The following is a 15,437-nucleotide window of genomic DNA, read 5'->3' on the forward strand; positions in this document are numbered from 1 at the left end:
TGCCATTTATAGTATACTAAATTAAATTGTTAGAAACAATATATTTTTACACAAAACATCATAATTTTATTATATTTTATATAATTGGTTGATAATTAAGAAACAATTAGGACAAGGCTTTATAACGTTATTCACATTAAGTTGCAGAATAGAAAGGTTTTTCTTATGCAAACCAGATAAATAATCTTTGACTGCTTCGTGTTCTCTACTTCCTTCTTCATGTCCAGGATAGGTCATTACTACCATCATACCTCCATTTGAGAGTTTCCCAATGGTTTTTTCTATAGCTTCTAAGGTCGTATCTACTCTTGTGACAATAGACTTATCTGCTCCTGGCAAGTAGCCTAAATTAAAGAGTGCTAAGTCTATTTCTCCTTCAATATAACACTCTAAATGATGATGTGAATCTTGGATATAATAAATGCACTTCTCAGTTTCACCAATTCTAGTCTTACTATTCTCTAAAGCCTGAGCCTGTATATCAAATCCATAGATAGTACTAATTGCTTTTTGATTATTTAAAAACTCTAGGTCATAACCATTCCCTAGAGTTCCATCCATTGCTATTAAGTTTTCTTTTCCCCACTGACTTAAATGACTTTCAATAAAAAAGTGCACGTTCTTTGTCATATTTCTACTAAGCATCTTATTGTCCTAACCCCTTTAAGTACTCAATTTCTTGTTTTGTTAATGCACGGTATGCACCTACTTCAAGATTACCTAATGTAAGCTTTCCTATAGATTCACGATTCAGCCTTAAAACTTCATACCCTATAGCACTACACATTTTTCTAACTTGTCTATTACGTCCTTCATGAATGGTTAAACTGATTGTTGTTGTTGCACCTGTTTGTCTTATAATCTTTGCTTTTGCCGGTGCTGTTAAATACCCATCAATAACCACACCTTGCTGTAGTTTTTGAATAGCTGCTGGCCTTACAACACCTTTTACTTTCACAACATAAGTTTTATCTACGTGGTGTTTTGGATGTGTTAGACTATAAGTAAGTTCCCCATCATTTGTAAGAAGAAGGAGCCCTGTTGTATTATAATCTAATCTCCCTACTGGAAACACACGATAAGGTACATCCTTTAATAGATCAAGAACAGTTGCACGATCCTTTTCATCAGACACAGATGTAATATAGCCTACTGGTTTATTAAGAATATAGTAAACAAGTTTTTCTTCCATTGTAATAGGTTTATCATCAAATTCTACTTGATCACCTTCTTCTACTTGTATACCCTGCTCTGTTACGACCATACCATTAACTTTGACACGCCCTTCTTCTATATAAGCCTCACATTTTCTTCTTGATCCCACACCACATCCAGCTAAATATTTTTGTAATCGCATAAATCTACCCTTTCTTTATTTCACTTTTGAAAAAATCTTTTTAATTTGTCTAGTAAGTTTGCTTTGTCTACTTTTTGACCTGCAAGAAGATCCACTTTCTTAAGCACTTTTCCATCACAGATAACTTCTACTTTTCCCACAACCTGATTCTCATCTATTGGTGCCTGAAGCTCATCTGTCACAGTCTTTTTAAGCTCAATTGTTTCTTTTTCATGCTCGGTAAGTGGCAATATAACGGTTTCGTCCACATAAAGTGTAACATCCTCCACTTTACCATTTGTCACTTTAACACTACCTTTTTCTTCGCCCTTATCGAGCACCTTATACTTTTTATAGTTATTATAGCCATAGTTCATAAGTTTAATCACATCTGTATATTTACGTGATTTACCTTTTGAGTCCCATCCAGCTCCTAATGCTACACCAATAAGTTCCATATCCTCTTTTTTAACAGCACCTACAAAGCAATGTCCTGCCTTGCTGGTATAGCCTGTTTTCACACCTTCTGCACCTTCATACTGTGATAGAAAACGATTTTTATTAATCAGTGTATGTTTTTTGCTTCCTTCTACCTGGGTAGTTGGAATTTCAATTTGAGGTGTATTAATGATTTTTACAAACTCTGGGTTATCTAAAGCATAGGCAGCAATAAGTGCCATATCATAAGGCGTGGAATAATGAGCCTGTCCATCTAATCCATTAGGAGTTTCAAAACAAGTATTTTCCGCCCCAATGGCTTTAGCTTTTTCAGTCATCATAGCACAGAACTCTTCTACACTTCCACCTACATGCTCTGCTATAGCCACAGCCGTGTCATTATGGGATTCAAGCATGAGGGAATAAAGTAAATCACCTAATTTCTGTTTTTCACCTGTTTTTAAGTTTAACTTAACTTTCGGCGCCCGTGCAGCCTTTCCTGATACCGTTACAATCTCATCCAATTTACCAGCTTCAATAGCTACGATACATGTCATAATTTTTGTTGTACTGGCCATAGCCATTTTTTCATGAGCGTTCTTTTCATACAGCACACGCTTACTCTCTTTTTCTATAAGAACAGACCCTTTAGAATAAATAGTTCCAGGCACTTCACTTGCATAGAGTGAGCTACTTAATAAAAGTGTAATAAGTAAGCTAATCCCAAATTTCTTCTTCATTGCATTCACTCCTTATTCTTTCATCTATACTATGATTCAGCATACCTCATCCTTTATCATTTTATGCATAGAAGTGAATGAGTCCTTTTACTCTTCTGAGATGTAATTCATCTCTTCTTCAATCTCTTTTTTGAAACGTTCAATAAGCTCTTCTTTCACCTTTGGAAGCTCTTCAATAGTCTTGAAGCCAAAATGTCTTAAAAAGCTTGTAGTCGTTCCAAATAAAATAGGTCGTCCTATGACATTAAGCCTACCTACTTCCTCAATAAGGTCATATTCAAGAAGTTTACTGACAGCATGTTCAGACCTTACTCCTCTTATATCCTCAATTTGAGCTTTTGTAATTGGCTGTGAATAAGCTACAATAGCCAATGTTTCAAGAAGTGCCTGCGTTAAGAGCCTCTTAATTGGTTTTTGTTTATACTTTTGAATATAAGCAATATTCTTAGGCACCGTACACATTTGATAACCATTGTCTACTTCTATAATTTCTATACCACTATTAGACTTTTTGTAAATTTCATTTAATCTATAAATAGCCATATGTATGGTAATTTCTTCAGTTTCACATACTTCACATAATTTACTACTCGGAATACTATCCCCTACAAAAAAAAGTAGAGATTCTAGTTTGCTTTCAAGTTCAGTCTTTTGCATACGCCTTCACTCCCATAATCATAATATCTGCTAAAGGCTTCTCCTGCACAACACGTATTTGCTTCTTATGAATAAGCTCTAAAATAGACATAAAGGTTACGATACATTCCACTTTAGGCATATCTGGTGTACATAGACTAAAGAATGAAATGTGTGCATTCAGCTCTAATAAATTTAAAATATATAAACTCTTTTGCTCAATAGTAAAAGAATCTTTCTTTAAGATAGATGAATCAATTTTTTTAGATTTTTGATGTACCAGTAACTGTTTCTGTTTAAGAAGTGCCTGAAATGTTTCATAAAGCTGTTCAAGTGTAACATCCATAAGCACATCTTCTGTAGAAGGCTGTGGTAATTCTACCTCATCAGCACTTTCTGCATTCCTAAAGCAATAATCCGTAGATAGATTTTGTCTTTCATTAAGTTCATGAGAAACGTACTTAATTTTCTTATACTCTAATAATTTTCGAATCAGCTCTTCACGTGGATCGTCTTCTACTAACTCTTCATTTTTAGGAGGCTTCGGTAATAACATTTTAGACTTAATATAAAGCAAAGTGGCTGCCATAACAATAAACTCACTCATCTGTTCAAGTTCTAACGTATTTGAAGTCTCTATATAGGCTAAGTATTGATCTGTAATAGAAGAAATCTCTATGTCATAAATACTCATCTTATTTTTTTCAAGTAAATAGAGTAGTAAGTCTAGTGGTCCTTCAAAATCTTCTAATTTAAATGTTACACTCATGCTAAATCTCCTTATTTATTAAAGTCTATTAACAGTTTAGCGACTATCTTACCAGAATGCAACATAAAAAGACAAAATAGGTTACAAGTTAAACCCTTAACTTATAACCTATTTCTATCCTTTATTCTTTTCCTAGATCAAAGTATCTGCTAAACATATAAGGAATCATATTTTTAAATTTAGCTTTACCTACATCATAAGCAGCTACAAGATTGGCTTCGCCTACAGGTTCACCATTCATATAATAGGTAATAGTACCTAGTTTTTGATTTTTATAGACAGGTGCTTTTACACCTTCGTCATATTTTATTTCATAGGTTAATTGTTGTTCATCCTTACTTTTTGGTACAACAAAAGCCATAGATTCTTCAATTGTAAGTTCTACAAGCTCTTTATCACCTTTTTTTATTTTCATATTTCCAAGTATTTCGCCTACTTCAGGCCCTTTTTTAACCATATAATTAGCGAAACCATAATCTAGAAGCTGTGCCGCTTCTCTAAAACGAATTTTACCATCTTGAGAACCCATAACAACTGCAATAAGGTTCATATTATCCCTTGTAGCTGTAGCACTTACACAGTGCTTAGCCTGTGGTGTATAACCTGTTTTAAGCCCTGTAATACCATTGTACCATTTAATCATTTTATTTGTATTGGTGAGGCCAAACTCTGTTTCTCCTTTACGTGTACGGTGTGTAATGGTATCCATCCATGTGGTAAGAGTTTTTGAGATATCTGGGAACTTTGTAATAAGAGCTCTAGACATAAGGGCCACATCATGTGCACTGGAAAGATGTCCATCTATATGAAGACCACATGCATTTTTAAATGTAGTATGTTCCATGCCTAACTCACTAGCACGTTTATTCATCATATCTACAAATTGACTCTCACTACCGCCAATGTACTCAGCCATAGCAACAGCTGCATCATTAGCAGAAGCAATAGCAATGGCCTTTACAAGGTCACGAACAGTTTGTTCTTCCCCCTCTTCCATAAAGATTTGAGAGCCTCCCATACTGGCTGCATGACTACTTACAGTCACTTTGTCATCCCAGTTGATTTTACCTGCATCTATAGCTTCATGAATGAGTAAAAGGGTCATAACCTTTGTAATACTTGCAGGTGGAATTTCCTCATCCATATTTTTTTCAAGCAGAATTTTACCGCTAGACGCTTCCATAAGAACATAGCTTCTAGCTGTTTCTGCCATACCTGTACCTGATGCCATAGCTTCAGCCGCGAAGACTGTAACATTGGTTACTAATACAATCATTAAGAGCATAACTGCTATCATTTTTTTTCGCAACATAGTTCTACCTCCTATAAATTTATTTCTATTATTTGTTATTTTGAGCAAAATATACTTATTAAATAAGAACTTTATAAGAGTATAAAAATAAGAGCCTTTTTATAAAGACTCTTATTTTTATATTATCTAATGATTGTATAGATAAGTTGTGGTTTTTCAATAGATTCAGTACTAAAAGTATAGGCGTCTTTAATATAGCGTATTGCTGCTTCTGTATGAGAGTTATCGCTATAATAAAGTGTTGCAACAACATCACCTTTTGTTACTTTGTCACCTATTTTCTTATGCATTATAAGACCTACACCTAAGTCAATGATACTTTCTTTGTTTTCTCGACCTGCTCCAAGCACAAGTGCCGCTTTCCCTATCATCTCTGTATCAATGGCTGCTACATAACCTGTTTCTTCAAGTACAACATCCATTTGTTTTGCTGCCGCTGGTAGAAGTGAATAGTCATCTACGGAGCGTGCATCTCCACCTTGTGAAGCTACCCATTCACGTAGTTTTTCCATAGCTTTTCCAGATTCAATGAGTTCATCTGCAAGGTTTAACCCTTCTTCAACTGTTGCCACGCGTCCTGCAAGCACAAACATATTAGCTGCTAAGGTATGTGTAAGCTCTGTTAGATCTCTTGGTCCATTGCCCTTTAATGTATCAATGGCTTCCATAATTTCAAGACTATTTCCAATAGCATTTCCTAAAGGCTGGTTCATATCTGTTACTACAGCAATAGTGTTACGGCCTACTTCTTTACCAATGCGCACCATAGCATCACCTAATTTTTTAGCATCTTCTAAAGTCTTCATAAAAGCTCCACTACCACATTTAACATCTAGTACGATAGCATTTGAACCTGCTGCAATTTTTTTAGACATAATCGATGCTGCAATAAGGGATACATTATCTACAGTGGCTGTTACATCACGTAAAGCATAAATCTTTTTATCTGCTGGAGCAAGATTACCTGTTTGACCCACAACAGCTACACCATGTTTATTGACATTTTCAATAAATCCTTCAAGTGGTAATTCAACCTTAAAACCTGGGAAAGATTCTAGCTTATCAATGGTACCTCCTGTATGTCCAAGACCTCTGCCTGACATCTTAGCTACTGGTACATCTGCTGCTGCTACAAGTGGTGCAAGTACAATGGTTGTTGTATCGCCTACTCCACCTGTACTATGTTTATCTACTTTAATACCTTCAATAGCAGATAAATCCAACATTTCACCACTTTTAGCCATACATTCTGTAAGGAGTGCTGTTTCTTTATCATTCATTCCTTGGAAGTAAATTGCCATAAGAAGGGCTGACATTTGATAATCAGGAATACTACCATCTGTATAACCTTCTACCACAAAGGCAATCTCCTTATCGGTTAAAACCTCACCTAATTTTTTCTTTTCAATAATATCATAAACTCTCACCTTACATCACCCCACTATTTAGTCATTTGCTTGTAAAAGCTTTCACCTATTTTAAGTGCTGGTAAGTCGAAAATCTCACAGATTGTTTGTCCAATATCTGCAAAGCTCTTTCTAGTGCCAAGATCTCTAGCACCATTAAACATTTTACTATAAGCAATAAGTGGTACATATTCTCTTGTATGGTCTGTACCAGGTGTTGTTGGATCACAGCCATGGTCTGCTGTAATAATAAGTAGATCATCTTCGTTCATAGCTTCTATAATTTGTGGTAGATAGCTATCAAATTCTTCTAAACCTTTGCCATAGCTTACAGGGTCATTACGATGTCCCCATTTCATATCAAAATCTACTAGGTTTGTAAAGATTAAACCATGATTAGGTTGTTTAATAAGTTCTATCGTTTTTTTGATGCCATCTTCATTAGATTTTGTATGAGTTGCATAAGTTATGCCTTCACCTGCAAAAATATCAGAGATTTTACCTACTCCAATAACATCTAATCCTTTTTCTTTTGCATAAACTAATAGGTTTTCTTTTGGAGGCATAACCGCATAGTCATGTCTATTTGGTGTACGCGTAAAAGCACCAGGCTGACCTACAAATGGTCTTGCAATAACTCGAGATACTTCATGTTCACCTTTTAAGAGTTCACGTGCAATCTCACACATTTCATAAAGTCTTTCTAGTGGAATAATCTCTTCATGAGCAGCAATTTGAAATACACTGTCTGCTGAAGTATAGACAATTGGGTAACCTGTTTTCATATGCTCTTCACCTAGATCATCTAAAATAGCTGTCCCAGATGCTGTACAGTTTCCAAGAGTTTTTGTTCCAATTCTCTCTTCAAAGGCATCCATAATTTCTTTAGGGAAGCCATTTGGATAAGTTGGGAAAGGCACTTCTGTATGAATACCAATCATTTCCCAATGTCCTGTCGTTGTATCTTTACCTCTAGATAACTCTGCAAGTCTTGCATAAGTTCCTATTGGACTTTCACATTTTTCAAGAGCTTCCATACCTTCTATATTACCTAAACCTAATTGTGTAAGGTTTGGCAATTGAAGCCCATTATTATGTTTATAAACATGTGCTATTGTATTAACACCTTTATCTCCATATGATGCTGAATCAGGCATTTCACCCATCCCAACGCTATCTAATACGATCCAAATTACTCTTTTCAAAAGCTCACCATCCTCTATATTCATTTTCAAGTATTTGGTTATAATTGTATTGTATACCAAAACAAAAAAAAATAACAGGGTTTTCGTCCTGTTATTCTTTTCATGTTATTTATTTTGCAATTTGAGTATAAACTTGTGTTGTAGAAATATCTGAATGTCCTAGCATCTGCTGTACAGATTTTAAATTTGCACCATGTTGAATAAGATGTGCTGCAAAAGAATGTCTTAGCATATGTGGCGTAATTTCTGTACTGATATTAGCACTTTTAGCATAGCTCTTTAAGATTTTCCAAAAACCTTGTCTTGTTAAAGGTAACCCATTACAATTCACAAAAAGTGCTGCCTCTTGTTGATCGCGAATCATAGCATATCGTACTTCTCCTAAGTAATTTTTAAGTGCTGTAATAGCAGGTTTACCTATTGGAATACTACGCTCTTTATTTTCATCACGACAAAGAATGTATCCCTGATTCACATTTACATCTGTTACTTTTAAAGTAATTAGTTCAGAGACCCTAATCCCCGTTGCATACAAAAGTTCTAGCATAGCCTTATCACGAATCCCCTTAATATCCGTAGTATGAGGCTGCTCTAGAAGGAGTACAATTTCACTTTCTGATAAAATCTTAGGCACTTTCTTAGGTATTTTTGGCATAGCAATCATAAGTGCAGGATTTTCGTAAACTTTTTCCTGTTTAATTAAATAGAAGAAAAATGCTCTAATAGAAGCAAGCGTTCTTGAAATAGTAGAAGAAGATTTACTAATTTCTTTCATATGTTCTATGTATTTCTCTATCCATTCACTATTAATCGCCCTAATTTGATTAATATTATTATCGTTTAAAAATTTAAAGAAATACTTTAAGTCACGCTCATAAGACTGTATTGTATTCTTAGAAGAGTGCTTAGCATCTCTAAGATAGGCTAAGAATAAAATAAGTTCATTGTACATAAGTAACGCCCCTTTTTCTATAATTTCATTTATTATAGCATAAAATTAAACTATTATTTATAATTAATTATAACCAAAATGATTTTTTTTGTCTACTAAATTTCAATTTTTGTATTAATTACATACTACATTAAATAAACTTTCTAAAATTTATAGTATTAATATAGAAATTAAGTTATTCCTAAAATCTTATGTTACTAATTATTCTGAATCTTATAAGTATCCTTACTTAAAATTGCATAAATAAAAAAGTACTCCTTTGGGAGTACTTTCTTATATTTATATATATATATGTTATTTATATTTAATGAAAAAATTATTTTCTAAGTTTGTTAAGTTCATCAATAAGGGCATCATTTAAAACTTTAATATATGTTCCTTTCATACCAAGAGAACGTGATTCAATAACACCTGCACTTTCAAATTTACGTAATGCATTAACGATTACTGAACGTGTAATACCTACTTTATCAGCAATTTTACTTGCAATAAGTAAACCTTCTGTACCATCAAGTTTCTCAAAGATATGGAAAATTGCTTCAAGTTCTGAATAGGATAATGTGCCAATTGCAGATTTAACAATAGCAATTTTACGTGCTTCTTCATCTGTCTCATCTTTAAGAGATGTAAGCATTTCTACAGCTACAATTGTTGCACCATATTCTGCTAAAATCATATCTTCTGTTGTATAACTTCCTTGATTTTTTTGTTTATAAAGTACAAATGTACCAAGTCTTTGACCACCTGCTACGATAGGTACGATACATCCAATGTAATTTCCGCTATTTGCACTATCTGCAAAAATAGTTTCCATTGATACATTATCTCTAACGTCCATCATAGAAATAAGTTGATCATTGATTGCATAACCAATGTATTGCTCATCATTTACAATGTCATTTGCAAATAGGTTATGAATACCTAACACCTTACTTTTATTACTGATTACTAAAACATTTGATTGTACTACATCACTAATTACTTCGCAAATATCTGAAAAAATAACACGATCAGATCCTACTCTTTGTAATAATCTGTTCACTTTTCGCATTCTTTGTAATAGTTCCATTGACATATCTGTTCCTCCTTAATAGTTTATACAATTAGTATGTTCGAAAAATTTAAACACTATACACTCTATACATTTATCTCCACTAAAAAGACAAAGTTGAGTACTCAACTTTGTCCCCCCAAAAAATTATCATTTACACATAAATCATAATATCATAAATAAAAAGAAAACTCAACCCTTATTTACTAAGAAATCCCTATTTTTTACTTTTTTTATTGATTTTTATCACTTTCTGTCGAAATTTATCCTTTTTTTCCATAGTTACATGTAGAATTTCGACATACAGTTTTCCTGTTCTTACTTGTTCCCTTTTCGATAAGCACATCTCCACATACAGGGCACTTCTCACCCGTAGGACGCTGCCATGACATAAAGTCACATCCCTCTCCGTTATTGTCACAACCATAGTAAGTACGGCCCTTTTTAGTCTTCTTAAGAATAACCTCACCTTGACACAGTGGACATTTTACACCAATCTCTTCATACCATGGTTTAGTAAAATTACATTCTGGGAAGTTTGGACAACCTAAAAACTTACCATACTTACCATAACGTACAATCATATGTGCTCCACATTTATCACAAGGGATATCTGTTACTTCTACAAGATTAACATTTTCCACTTCTTCTTCTGCTTTGATAACAGTTTTATTAAAGTTTGGATAAAAAGCTTTAATAATTTCTTTCCAAAACACATGTCCTGATGCAATTTCATCAAGTACTTTCTCAAGCTGCGCAGTAAACTCTACATCAACAATTTCATCAAAATGAGAAAGCATAATATTGTTTACAACTTCACCAAGTTCTGTTGGATAAAGTACTTTATTCTCTTTTGTCACATAGCCTCTACTAAGTAATGTTGTAATAGTAGGTGCATATGTACTTGGTCTACCTACACCATTCTCTTCTAATGTCTTAACAAGCGTTGCCTCTGAATAACGCGCTGGTGGTTGTGTAAAATGCTGATTTGGTGTAAGTGTAATACATTCTAATACATCTCCTGCACTTACACGAATGGCAGGCTGCTTTTCTATTTGTGCATTATCTAAAGCATAAGCTTTTAAATAACCATCAAATAACTGCACAGAATAAGTTGCTTTAAAAGTATATGGACCATTTTGAATAGAAATTGCATGTGCTTCATATTTAGCTGGCATCATTTGACTTCCTACAAATCTACTCCAAATCATTTGATATAATCTATATTGGTCACGGCTTAAATATTCCTTAATTTCACTTGGCTCATAATTAATATAGGTTGGTCTAATTGCCTCATGGGCATCTTGAATTTTAGCTGCCTTTGATTGTTTAGCTTTTGTATCAGATTTTATATATTCTGGGCCAAATTTATTTGTAATATATTCTACAGCTTGTTCTTTAGCTGTATCTGAAATTCTTACGGAATCTGTACGGATATAAGTTACAATACCCACTTCTTTTTTCCCAATTTTAACCCCTTCATAAAGCTGCTGAGCAATGTTCATCGTCTTTTGAGTAGAGAATCCTAAGTGCTTTGCAGCCTCTTGTTGCATAGTACTTGTTGTAAAAGGAAGAACGGGATTTTTGACACGTTCGGATACCTTAGTAGAAACCACTTCAAAAGGTCTATTTTCACACGCCGTAACAATAGCTTGCGCCTCTTTTTCACTTCTAATATCAACCTTTTGCTGATCTATCTTATCTAATTTTGCTTCAAAACCTTTTGTTTTACCTTGTTTAAATAAGGCCTCTATAGACCAGTATTCTTGTTCAATAAATTCTTGAATTTCTTTTTCTCTATCGCTAATAAGTCTTAAAGTAACAGATTGAACGCGTCCTGCACTAAGTCCTTTTCGGATTTTCTTCCATAAAATTGGACTAATTTTATATCCTACTAAACGATCAAGTACCCTTCTTGCTTGCTGTGCATCCACTAAATCCATATTAACTTCTCTAGGATGTTTAATGGCTTCTTTAACAGCTTGTTCTGTAATTTCATTAAAGGTAATACGATATACCTTTTTATCTTCTAACTTTAAGGCATGATATAAATGCCATGAAATAGCTTCCCCTTCTCTATCGGGGTCAGTTGCAAGATAAATACATTTAGCACTCTTAGCTTCTTTACGTAATTTCTGCAAAAGTTCCCCCTTGCCACGAATTGTAATATATTTAGGGTCATAATCATGTTCTACATCAATTCCTAACTGACTCTTAGGCAGATCACGTACATGTCCTATAGAAGCTTCCACCTTATAATTTTTCCCTAGAAATTTGCTAATTGTATTTACTTTGGCTGCTGACTCCACAATGACCAAGTTACTTGCCATAATAACCTCCTAATCACTCTAATTCAAACGGACGTACCGCCTACCCGGTAACCGTGTGATGAATCCTTTTATCTCTAATTTTAATAGTATTTTTTCAATCTGATGTTCTGACATATTGCTTTTTTGTGCAACATCTAATAATGGTGTCGGTTGCCAACTTAAGTTATCATATACCATTATTTCAACTTTATCAAGTAGTAGTATAGGATTGTTGGTGTAATTATTTTCAAAATTGTCACACTGAATAGGCAATTGATACACGAGTTCTTCTATAATATCTTCTACACAAGTTACCATTTTAGCCCCTGCTTGAATAAGCTTATTTGTTCCTTTACTAAGTGGATTATTCATATTGCCTGGCACTGCAAAAACTTCTCTATTCTGCGCTAAAGCCAAGTGAGCTGTAATAAGTGAACCACTTCTTTGTGCTGCTTCTACTACTACAGTTCCTAAAGATAAACCACTAATAATACGATTACGCATAGGAAATTGATAAGCTCTAGGTTCTGTACCAGGTAAAAACTCTGACAACAGGCCCCCTCTTTCTAAAAGTGCCTGATATAAAGTCCTATTCTGCTTAGGATAACATATATCTACACCACACCCAAGTACTGCTAATGTACGATTTCCTTTACTTAAAGCTCCTTTATGTGCTGCTTCATCTATTCCTAATGCCATCCCACTTACAACACTAAAGCCCGCTTTCCCTAATTCATTGCCAAGCTCATTAGCAACACTATATCCATATTCTGTGCATTTTCTTGCACCTACAATGGCAATAGATGGCCAGTTAACAAGTGTTTTATCTCCCTTTAGAAAAAAGACAATGGGCGGATCATCTATTACCTTTAATCTGTCTGGATAATCCTCATCTTCTATTGTTACCATAGTAATACCTTGATGTTCTAAAGATTCATAGTAATTTTGTAAATCCTCTAAATTTTTCTTCGATGCTTGTATTTTTTGCGTTTTTTCAGGATCTATTCCTATGCTTTTATAAAAATCGTCATCTGCTTCATAAATTTTTTGACAACTCAAAACTTGTTTCCATAGAGTATATTTAAAAACCTCAGGTAAATTCAGTACATGGAACCAAAGACAATAAAATTTGTGCATATCAAAGCCCTTCCTCTCTAAATAATCAAATTAGTTATTATGTTTAAAAAATTAATTCTTGGTTAAGCTTTAACTAATGATTTTTTTGAAAGGATACCCGTATGTTTTGTAAATTAATCAGTTCATGTCTAAATGGTTTTAAATCAATTGAAGTTCATGTAGAAGTAGATGTATGTGATGGCCTTCCTTCCTTTGAAATAGTAGGTTTACCTGATAATAGTGTACGTGAATCTAAAGAACGTGTTAAAAGTGCTATAAAAAATAGTGGATTTACTTTTCCAGTAAAACGTATCACTGTTAATCTGGCCCCTGCAGATATTAAAAAGGAAGGAAGTCTTTATGACCTTCCTATCGCTTTAGGTTTGCTAGGCTGTATGGGGATTATTCCCTCAGATGCTTTCCAGGATAAAATTTTTCTAGGTGAACTAGCTCTAGATGGCACATTGCGACATGTAAATGGTATACTGCCTATTGTCTATAGTCCACCTACCTCAAGTGTTTCATATATTCTTCCAGACACTAATGCTCTAGAACTATCTAAAGCACCTCACCAGGCTCTTTTGTACTTTCATACGCTAACTGAAGTTATACATTACCTTATTAATAATGAGCTTCCTCTCCAACCCGAAATTCAAGAAATACCTTCTGCTATAAACTATCCTGATTTTGAAGATGTAAAAGGACAAGAACATATTAAACGCGGACTTATGATTGCCGCTGCTGGGCATCATCATACCTTACTTATTGGTCCTCCAGGGTGTGGTAAAACTATGGTTGCCAAACGTCTTCCTGGTATTTTACCTTCCCTCCCCCCCCAGGCACAAGTTGAACTTACCAAAATTTATAGTCTAGCCAAACAAATCTCTGTATCACTCCCTATTAAATACAGACCTTTTAGAGCGCCTCATCATACAACTACTATACAAGGACTAACTGGCGGAGGCATACATCCTAAGCCTGGTGAAATCAGCTTGGCACATCAAGGTGTGCTCTTTTTAGATGAACTACTAGAATTTAATCGTCAGGTTTTAGAAACTATGAGACAACCATTAGAAGAAGGGCAAATTACTATTTCTAGGCTTAATAATCAGGTTACCTTTCCAGCACAATTTCTGTTCATTGCAGCTACTAATCCTTGCCCCTGTGGCTATTATCCTGATACTCATAAATGTCACTGTGACCTCCCTAGTATAAGACGTTATTTAAATAAACTTTCTGGTCCTCTTCTTGATCGATTAGATTTACAATTAGAAATGCAACCTGTATCCTTCCATCATCTTCATAAAGGTACTTGTCTATCCACACAGGAAATGAAAGATAAAGTCCAAACAGCTAGACAAATTCAAGCTTCTCGTTTCCACTCCATAGGCCTAAATACTAATAGTGAAATACCTACTAAATTCCTAAAGACTTATTGTATACTTACCCATGAAGCAGAAGATTTACTTGATCATTGGTTTAATACAATAGGTTCGAGTGCTAGAAGTTATACAAGCATTCTAAAACTTGCACGTACTATTGCAGACTTAGATGATAAGGATATAATCGATGAAGAATGTATGAGTGAAGCTCTAAGCTATCGTTTACTTGACCGTAAATTTTGGGCGTAAAAAATAGTCCTTTTAATAAGGACTATTTTTTACGTTTTTTAATATTCTCTAATTCTACAATAAATTCATCAATATCATTAAATTTCTTATACACAGACGCAAAACGGATATAAGCCACTTCGTCAAGTTGTTTTAAGTAAGCCATAGCAATCTCACCAATTTCAGCAGATGTAATTTCTTTACGTTCATAGGCATAAATTTGATTTTCAATTTCTCCTACAATAGCCTCTAACTGCTCTAAATGAATAGGACGTTTATTACATGAACGTAAAATACCTTTTAAGAGCTTATCTCTGTCAAAAGGTTCGCGTGTTTGATTAGTTTTAATGACCATAATAGGCATACACTCTATCTTTTCATAAGTTGTAAACCTACGTTCACATCTTTCACATTGTCTACGTCTTCTAATGGACTTATTGTCCTCTGTTGGCCTAGAGTTGAGTACTTTAGACATGGCATATCCACAAAAAGGACACTTCATTTGTTATCCTCCTACACATGTATTATACTTTAACATAACATATGTATATACCGGA

14 protein-coding genes are annotated in these 15,437 nt (G+C 34.2%); 1 reads left to right on the forward strand and 13 read right to left on the reverse strand.

Annotated features, from left to right (window positions below; translation table 11 throughout):
• Nucleotides 1-69: 69 nt before the first annotated feature.
• The 12 genes from ACLTBU_RS00440 to dprA all read right to left on the reverse strand — a co-directional run bounded on the left by ACLTBU_RS00440 (nt 70) and on the right by dprA (nt 13,213).
• Complete coding sequence (locus ACLTBU_RS00440; RefSeq protein WP_412217060.1) at nt 70-645, reverse strand: tRNA (mnm(5)s(2)U34)-methyltransferase; 576 nt, start codon at nt 643-645, stop codon at nt 70-72.
• 1 nt (nt 646) lies between these two features.
• Complete coding sequence (locus tag ACLTBU_RS00445) at nt 647-1,357, reverse strand: pseudouridine synthase (protein ID WP_412183024.1); 711 nt, start codon at nt 1,355-1,357, stop codon at nt 647-649.
• 20 nt (nt 1,358-1,377) lie between these two features.
• Nucleotides 1,378-2,514, reverse strand: a complete 1,137-nt coding sequence (locus ACLTBU_RS00450; protein ID WP_412217061.1) for a D-alanyl-D-alanine carboxypeptidase family protein — start codon at nt 2,512-2,514, stop codon at nt 1,378-1,380.
• A gap of 87 nt (nt 2,515-2,601) precedes the next feature.
• Nucleotides 2,602-3,171, reverse strand: coding sequence for an SMC-Scp complex subunit ScpB (scpB, locus tag ACLTBU_RS00455; RefSeq protein WP_412183026.1), 570 nt, complete (start codon nt 3,169-3,171; stop codon nt 2,602-2,604).
• Nucleotides 3,158-3,919 carry a segregation and condensation protein A gene (locus ACLTBU_RS00460; protein ID WP_177669872.1) on the reverse strand — a complete coding sequence of 254 codons (762 nt, stop codon included), beginning with the start codon at nt 3,917-3,919 and terminating at the stop codon, nt 3,158-3,160. Before ACLTBU_RS00460 ends, scpB begins: the two co-directional genes overlap by 14 nt.
• A 121-nt stretch (nt 3,920-4,040) precedes the next feature.
• Complete coding sequence (locus tag ACLTBU_RS00465) at nt 4,041-5,231, reverse strand: D-alanyl-D-alanine carboxypeptidase family protein (protein ID WP_337531579.1); 1,191 nt, start codon at nt 5,229-5,231, stop codon at nt 4,041-4,043.
• Nucleotides 5,232-5,353: 122 nt separating this feature from the next.
• Nucleotides 5,354-6,658: a pyrimidine-nucleoside phosphorylase gene (locus ACLTBU_RS00470; RefSeq protein WP_412217063.1), complete on the reverse strand. Its 1,305-nt coding sequence runs from the start codon at nt 6,656-6,658 to the stop codon at nt 5,354-5,356.
• Between the two features lie 14 nt (nt 6,659-6,672).
• Nucleotides 6,673-7,842, reverse strand: a complete 1,170-nt coding sequence (locus tag ACLTBU_RS00475) for a phosphopentomutase (RefSeq protein WP_412217065.1) — start codon at nt 7,840-7,842, stop codon at nt 6,673-6,675.
• Between the two features lie 109 nt (nt 7,843-7,951).
• On the reverse strand, nt 7,952-8,794 hold the full coding sequence (gene xerD / locus ACLTBU_RS00480; RefSeq protein WP_412217067.1) for a site-specific tyrosine recombinase XerD: 843 nt from the start codon (nt 8,792-8,794) through the stop codon (nt 7,952-7,954).
• Nucleotides 8,795-9,110: 316 nt separating this feature from the next.
• Nucleotides 9,111-9,869 (reverse strand): GTP-sensing pleiotropic transcriptional regulator CodY, encoded by a 759-nt coding sequence (gene codY / locus ACLTBU_RS00485; protein ID WP_320650072.1) that lies wholly within the window; start codon nt 9,867-9,869, stop codon nt 9,111-9,113.
• 239 nt (nt 9,870-10,108) lie between these two features.
• Nucleotides 10,109-12,175: a type I DNA topoisomerase gene (topA, locus tag ACLTBU_RS00490; RefSeq protein WP_177669864.1), complete on the reverse strand. Its 2,067-nt coding sequence runs from the start codon at nt 12,173-12,175 to the stop codon at nt 10,109-10,111.
• An 18-nt stretch (nt 12,176-12,193) separates the two neighbouring features.
• Complete coding sequence (gene dprA / locus ACLTBU_RS00495) at nt 12,194-13,213, reverse strand: DNA-processing protein DprA (RefSeq protein WP_412217068.1); 1,020 nt, start codon at nt 13,211-13,213, stop codon at nt 12,194-12,196.
• A 179-nt stretch (nt 13,214-13,392) separates the two neighbouring features.
• Between dprA and ACLTBU_RS00500 the strand changes: the two genes are divergently transcribed.
• Entirely contained in the window at nt 13,393-14,901 is a 1,509-nt protein-coding gene (locus tag ACLTBU_RS00500; protein WP_412217069.1) for a YifB family Mg chelatase-like AAA ATPase, read from the forward strand.
• A 22-nt stretch (nt 14,902-14,923) separates the two neighbouring features.
• Here the strand turns inward: ACLTBU_RS00500 and nrdR are convergent, their stop codons facing one another.
• Nucleotides 14,924-15,382: a transcriptional regulator NrdR gene (gene nrdR, locus ACLTBU_RS00505; RefSeq protein WP_249333150.1), complete on the reverse strand. Its 459-nt coding sequence runs from the start codon at nt 15,380-15,382 to the stop codon at nt 14,924-14,926.
• Between the last annotated feature and the right edge of the window lie 55 nt (nt 15,383-15,437).

This window comes from Zhenhengia sp. (genome assembly GCF_046966505.1).
Taxonomy (GTDB): Bacteria; Bacillota; Clostridia; order Lachnospirales; family Cellulosilyticaceae; genus Zhenhengia; species Zhenhengia yiwuensis.